Genomic DNA, 2,696 nt, shown 5'->3' on the forward strand with positions numbered 1-2,696 from the left:
GTATTCCGTGGCGAGATGTCTTTTATCGGTCCGCGCCCGGAGCGTCCGGAGTTTGTTGAGCAACTGGTCAAAGAAGTTCCTTATTACAATCAGCGGCACAACGTTAAGCCTGGTTTGGCCGGGTGGGCACAGCTAAATTACCCCTACGGGGCGAGTGTTGAAGATTCAATGGAGAAATTGAAGTTCGACCTGTATTACGTTAAGCATCAAAGCTTATTACTGGATATTCTGATTTTGATAAGGACTGTTGAAATCGTGTTGTTTGGAAAAGGCAGGTAATAATGAATATGCCTTTGTTGGATAACCGCCTGAATGCAATGACAGTTGACGTTGAGGACTATTTTCAGGTCTCTGCGTTTGAGTCAGTGCTTAAACCCTCTGACTGGTCGTCAATTCCGCTGCGTGTAGAAGAAAATACGCACCGGTTGTTGGATGTTTTTGCAGAGCATAATGCCAAGTCTACGTTTTTTACATTGGGATGGGTCGCACAGCGCTGCCCAACGCTCATTAAACGCATTGTGGAAGAAGGCCATGAACTGGCGAGCCACGGATTAAATCACCGCCGGGCGACCACAATGACACGCGATGAATTTATCGACGATGTGAAGACCAGCAAAGCCATCCTGGAGGATGCGGGCGGTGTTGCGGTAAAGGGCTACCGTGCTCCCAGCTTTTCCGTCAACGATGATAATCAATGGATTTACGAAGTCCTGGTTGAACTGGGTTTTGAATATTCCTCCAGTACCTATCCGATCTCGCATGACTTATACGGCGTACCAGAGTGGCCTCGCTTTAAATATCAGCGTCCGGAAGGAATAACGGAAATTCCAATTCCAACAATAGTCAAAAACGATAAAAACGTTGGTATTGGTGGCGGCGGTTATTTCCGGTTGTATCCGTATTGGCTGTCACGCAAGCGCATTCAAGCTTTTATGCAAAGTGAAACAGCGCCGTACAGTTTTTATTTCCACCCATGGGAAATTGACCCGGGTCAGCCTAAAATAGCCAATGCGCCGCTGAAGTCTAAGATTCGACATTACATCAATCTTGGGCGCATGGAAGGTAAACTCAAACGCCTGCTCAGTGATTACCGCTGGGGTACCATGGCCGACGCTTACGAGCTCAAATAAGGGTAGCAGTAGTATGCAGGAGCAATCAGTCACAGGCAGTGGCGCCTATCCGGTCCGTCTTACATTTTCCGCTGTTACTGTGCTTATGCTGGTTGTTCTGGCCGCTTGGGCACTGGTCTTTCACAAGGGATTGGTCTCAGCGGTTGCCATTTGGTATGGCTCGGACATCTTTAACCATTGTATGTTCGTGTTGCCTGGGGCCTTTTACCTTATCTATCTGAAGCGCGACGCATTACTGAACACCCCGATTAAGCCCAGTATGTGGACGTTGATTTTTATCGCTCCCCTTGTCGCCTTGTACGCTGTCGGCTTAGCCGGGGATGTCCAAATCTTCATGCATGCGGCTATGTTCACACTCCTTCCGGTGTTGTACTGGTTTGTACTGGGAACGAAAGCTGCCAGAACCATTTTGTTTCCCCTTGTATTTATTTTATTTTGTATTCCAATTGGCGAGGAACTTGTCCCCCTCTTACAGCAAATAGCGGCAACGTTCTCCGTACAGTTGCTGGAGCTCAGTGGCGTGCCGGTCTTTCGCAGCGGATTGTATATTGAGATTCCTAAAGGCCGTTTCCTGGTTGCAGAAGCCTGTTCTGGTATCAGCTTTTTTATAGCTTCTCTGGTTATCGGTAGTTTGTACGCTTATTTGAATATGCAGGCACCCTGGCGCAGGGCGTCGTTTGTATTGTTGTCTATCGTCTTTCCCGTTGCGGCGAATATTGTCCGGGTTTACGGTATTATCATGATCGCACATATGTCCGATATGAAATACGCGGTAGGTGCCGATCATCTGATATACGGTTGGTTTTTCTTTGCTTTTGTGATCATTTGCTTATTGGCATTAGGTGAGTTTATTCGCGAGCGGGCACCTAAATCGACGGCTGACGACGTTGCAGAATCGGATGAGAGAGTTGAACGACACAGTGCCCAGGCATTTTCGGCATACGGTAAAGCCGGGTTAGCGGGTTTTTCCGCAGTCATGGTGCTGTCTACAGTGTGGTTTCAGTTTATCCAATCGGCACTGCCTGAGGCGTTAAACCAGGCATATACCTTCAACCGCGCGACTGAGTTCGTTGTTGATGATGCGTCAATGCGTTTGCCGTGGCAGGTAAAATATCGCAGGGCGACTGCAGAGCGTTATTTGTTGATGGACGCAGATGCCACTACCGAGATCACGATTTATCAGGCTTTCTACGCCGCAGGGCAGGGGGAGCTGATCAGTTCAATCAATCGGTTTTACGACCAGGATAACTGGACCAAGGTCGAAGATATTAAAATAGACGCGTCAGATAAGCCCTATAGTATGGAGCTTATTTCTTCCCCGAGCGGGCAGTTGCGCTTGATGGCTTATTGGTTTGTGCTTAACCAGTCTGGTTATGCTAACCAGCGTGAAACTAAAATTGCACAGATTGCGAAGACGCTGTCAGGTGAGCCAGCTCATGGCGGTGTTGTTGCACTTTCAATGGAAGTGGAGCGACGTGAATTGGCCCGTCAACAGGCCCAGCTAAGTACGTTTATTGAAAAACAGTACGCGTCGTTAAGTGATGATGTGAGATTAGGGCAATAAGC

3 protein-coding genes are annotated in these 2,696 nt (G+C 48.1%); all 3 read left to right on the forward strand.

Translation table 11 applies throughout. The features are described from left to right. Positions 1–279 (forward strand): sugar transferase (locus AC4MRN_RS20350; RefSeq protein ID WP_491204349.1); only part of this gene is annotated, 279 nt, incomplete at its 5' end. An 8-nt stretch (positions 280–287) separates the two neighbouring features. Continuing rightward, positions 288–1,130, forward strand: a complete 843-nt coding sequence (locus AC4MRN_RS20355; RefSeq protein ID WP_491204351.1) for an XrtA system polysaccharide deacetylase — start codon at positions 288–290, stop codon at positions 1,128–1,130. Between the two features lie 13 nt (positions 1,131–1,143). Then, the gene (gene xrtA, locus AC4MRN_RS20360) at positions 1,144–2,694 is read left to right on the forward strand and encodes an exosortase A (RefSeq protein ID WP_491204350.1); all 1,551 of its coding nucleotides are present in this window, start codon (positions 1,144–1,146) and stop codon (positions 2,692–2,694) included. Positions 2,695–2,696 lie beyond the last annotated feature (2 nt).

This window comes from Marisediminitalea sp., from assembly GCF_984433645.1.